Source organism: Candidatus Cloacimonadota bacterium (assembly GCA_011372345.1).
Classification (GTDB): Bacteria; Cloacimonadota; Cloacimonadia; order Cloacimonadales; family TCS61; genus DRTC01.
Genome location: DRTC01000260.1, coordinates 1 through 3,515 on the forward strand (window position 1 = coordinate 1; position 3,515 = coordinate 3,515).

The 3,515-nt window shown below is 33.9% G+C and carries 6 protein-coding genes; all 6 read left to right on the top strand.

Annotated elements, in window-relative coordinates:
* Positions 1-113 precede the first annotated feature (113 nt).
* Positions 114-953 carry a 16S rRNA (cytidine(1402)-2'-O)-methyltransferase gene (rsmI, locus tag ENL20_05050; GenBank protein HHE37924.1) on the top strand — a complete coding sequence of 280 codons (840 nt, stop codon included), beginning with the start codon at positions 114-116 and terminating at the stop codon, positions 951-953.
* A gap of 126 nt (positions 954-1,079) precedes the next feature.
* Positions 1,080-1,406 carry a YbaB/EbfC family nucleoid-associated protein gene (locus ENL20_05055; protein HHE37925.1) on the top strand — a complete coding sequence of 109 codons (327 nt, stop codon included), beginning with the start codon at positions 1,080-1,082 and terminating at the stop codon, positions 1,404-1,406.
* Between the two features lie 189 nt (positions 1,407-1,595).
* A complete protein-coding gene (locus ENL20_05060; GenBank protein ID HHE37926.1) occupies positions 1,596-1,889 on the top strand; it encodes a BrnT family toxin in 294 nt (97 codons plus the stop codon).
* Positions 1,886-2,092: a hypothetical protein gene (locus ENL20_05065; GenBank protein HHE37927.1), complete on the top strand. Its 207-nt coding sequence runs from the start codon at positions 1,886-1,888 to the stop codon at positions 2,090-2,092. The genes ENL20_05060 and ENL20_05065 overlap by 4 nt, the downstream gene beginning before the upstream one ends.
* A 112-nt stretch (positions 2,093-2,204) precedes the next feature.
* Positions 2,205-2,807: a recombination protein RecR gene (gene recR / locus ENL20_05070; GenBank protein HHE37928.1), complete on the top strand. Its 603-nt coding sequence runs from the start codon at positions 2,205-2,207 to the stop codon at positions 2,805-2,807.
* The coding region (locus tag ENL20_05075; GenBank protein HHE37929.1) for an alpha/beta hydrolase at positions 2,804-3,515 on the top strand (712 nt) is incomplete at its 3' end. The genes recR and ENL20_05075, both read left to right, overlap by 4 nt.

Consider the following 3,515-nt stretch of genomic DNA (forward strand, 5'->3'; position numbering starts at 1 on the left):
GGATAAAATAGATTTACGGATGAATTCTAATTCTTGGATAAAAACTGACTTCGTGGTTGATCATCTCAAAATAAAACTTGGCAGTTTAAATGTTCACATATTTTTTGCTTATTATGAAAAAAGGAATTTTATATATTGTGCCAACTCCGATTGGAAATCTGGAAGACATAACTTTAAGAGCGATCAAAGTTTTAAGATCCGTTTCTTTGATCGGAGCAGAAGATACGCGAAATTCAGGGAAACTTTTGAAAAAATATGAGATCAAAACTCCCATGTTCAGTTATCATAAATTTAATGAAAGAGCGAGAGTTGAGAAAATTCTAAACCTTTTGAAAAACGGGGAAGATGTCGCCATCATTTCCGATTCGGGAACTCCCGGAATTTCCGATCCCTCGAATATAATCATTAAATCAGCAATAGAAAACAAAATCAAAGTAGAAACTTTACCCGGAGCAACCGCTTTTGTTCCGGCATTTGTTTCTTCAGGATTTGATACGGAACGATTCTATTTTATCGGATTTCTTCCTGATAAAAAATCCCAGAAAGATAAAATTCTGCATAAGCTCAAACCAATCGAAGATGGTCTTATTTTTTATGAAGCACCTCATAGATTGGAAAAATTCTTTAATGAGATCAGGAAAATTTTTGGAAATCGGAAGGTCGTTATTGCCCGGGAAATTTCCAAAATCTATGAAACTTATGATCGTATTACAATCGACGAATATTTGAAAAATCCTGAAATAATAGTTCTGAAAGGTGAATTTGTGATCATTATCGAAGGAGCAAAACCAAAGAATTATGAAAATCAGGAACTTCTAAAAATGTTAAAAGACTTAATCGGTAAAGGAGAATCAAAGAAAAATGCAGTTAAGAAGGTTCAAGAAATTACCGGAGAACCGAAAAATAAAATTTACAATTTATCTCTGCAATTAAAAACAAGTAAAAACATTTGACGCTAAAAGCGAAGATAAAATTTTGAAATCAGAAAGTAGAGAATGGTTTAAATGAAAAAAAATGGAGTTTTTTCTCTTCGATCTCTCCGTTCTCTGCAGAAAAAATAAAAAATATTTGGAGGATACATGTTTCCAGGTGGAAAAAAAGGAATGCAGGATTTGATGAAACAAGCCAAAAAAATGCAGCAGGATCTGGCAAAAGCACAGGAAGAACTTGCGAATACTGTTGTCGAAGGAACTTCAGGCGGTGGAATGGTAAAAGTTCAGATGAACGGTAAAAACCAGGTTCTAACCCTGAAGATCGATCCTGAAGTTGTCGATCCTGAAGATATCGAAATGCTGGAGGATTTGATCATTGCTGCCATCAATGAAGCACACGAAAAAGTTTCTAAAACTTCAGAAGACGAAATGTCGAAATTTACCGGTGGTATGAAAATACCGGGTTTGTTTTAGTATGTAACTCATCCGGCAGCTGCCGGATTGAGAAAGTAAATTAATTTGCTAAATTGATCTAAAATTATCATTGTTTTCTGATATTATCAGTTTTGATATTCTCAATTTGGCAGATTGAGTTACGGAGATAGATCGTTACTTTAAAAAAAAATGTTTTTTCGCGTGTAACAATTTGCATGTGGTTAAATTATGAAATTCGAGTGGGATACTACTAAAGAAAAAAGTAACATTAAAAAACATGGGATAACATTTGAACAAGCTTCTTATGTATTCGCAGATCCTTACGCTTTGAACAAATATGATAACGAACACTCGGATAACGAAGATAGATGGATATTATTGGGAAAATCATTAAAGGGAGTTATTCTCCTCGTTGTACATACTTTTAAAGTTATTGATAGAATTGAACTTGTAAGAATTATCAGTGCAAGACGAGCAACGAAACAAGAAAAACAATCATATCAAAAGAGGTGCCCAAAATGAAAAAAGAATATGATTTTACAAATGCTGAGCAGGGTCGGTTTTATCGACCGATCGAGGATTTAGATATTCCGATCTACTTGGACAAAGAAGTTAAAAAATTTCTGATAAAAAATATCCTGAAAAAAGATAATAATTTTTCTTTAAATAAAATCATCAATTCTTTGATTAAGAAAGATATAGAAATTTCTAAAAAGTTAGTATAATAGGGCATAAAATATCATTCATATCGTGATTATTTGTGATTCTCTGCGTCTTTGCGGTAAAAAATGGTTTTGTTATTTGTGATTCTTCGTGCCTTCGTGACTTGGTGGTGAAATAATGTTCAGCGGATATTTAGAAGATTTAGTCCAGAACCTGAAGAAACTTCCCGGGATCGGGAAAAAATCAGCACAACGACTGGCAATGTTCATCATCAGTATGGAAAAAGAAAGTGCTTTCCAACTTTCCGAGACCATCAAAAAAGCTGTTGAGAATTATCGCGATTGCAGCATTTGTAATATGCTGACAGAAACCGATCCTTGTTCTTTTTGTTCCGATTCGACAAGAAATGAGAAAATTCTCTGTATTGTTGAAAACACACAGGATATATACTTGATCGAAGAAACTCACGAATTTAAGGGAAAATACTTTGTTTTGCAAAATTTACTCTCTCCTCTCGATGGGATTGGACCTGACGAAATTCATTTTCCAAAACTTCTGAAACAGTTGAAATCCAACAAGATCGAAGAATTGATTTTAGCATTGAATCCTTCTGCCGAAGGGGAAACAACCATGAATTTTCTAGTATCCGAGTTGAATGAATTTGTGGGAAAAATTACCCGGCTTTCAACAGGATTACCTTTTGGCGGAGATATTGGATATACAAGTTCGCTGACTTTGGGAAATGCTCTAAAAAGACGATATGCAGTCAAAGAATGATGAAATTTATTCTCATATTTATTCTCTCGATTTTTCTTTTTGGATGTTTACCCATTCCCAAAAATCATCTAGAACTTAATGAATGTGTGATTCTTTTACATGGATTTGGTGACATAAAACTTTCGATGAGTTTTCTGGAAAATGAATGTTTGAAAAAAGGTTATACAACTTATAATCTCGGTTATTCAACAGCTGGAGAAACAATCAGCTCGTTATCAGAAAAAATTCTCACAGCTGTGATCAGGAAATGTCGAAAAAAGGGATTTTCAAAGATTCATTTTGTGACTCATTCGATGGGTGGATTAATTGTCAGGTATTATCTGCAAAATAATGAATTGCCTGAAGGCAGCAGAATTGTTATGTTGAGTCCTCCCAATAAAGGTACGGAAGTTGCTGATTTTCTGAAATCGAATGTTTTATACAAATTGTTTGCCGGTGATGTTGGTCAGGAATTATGCACTGATTCCAAGATTATCAGGAATCTGAAAGAAATCAATATCGAAATTGGCATTATTGCCGGAAATAAAAGTTATAATCCATTTTTTTCGGAAATCATTCCTGGTGAAGATGATGGCAGAATTTCCATTGAAAATACAAAGTTGGAAAATATGACGGATTTTTTGATTGTGAATGGTTCACATCTAACGATCAAGCATCGGCAGGAAGTTTCGGAGCAAATGGTGTATTTTCTCCAAAATGGAAAATTTA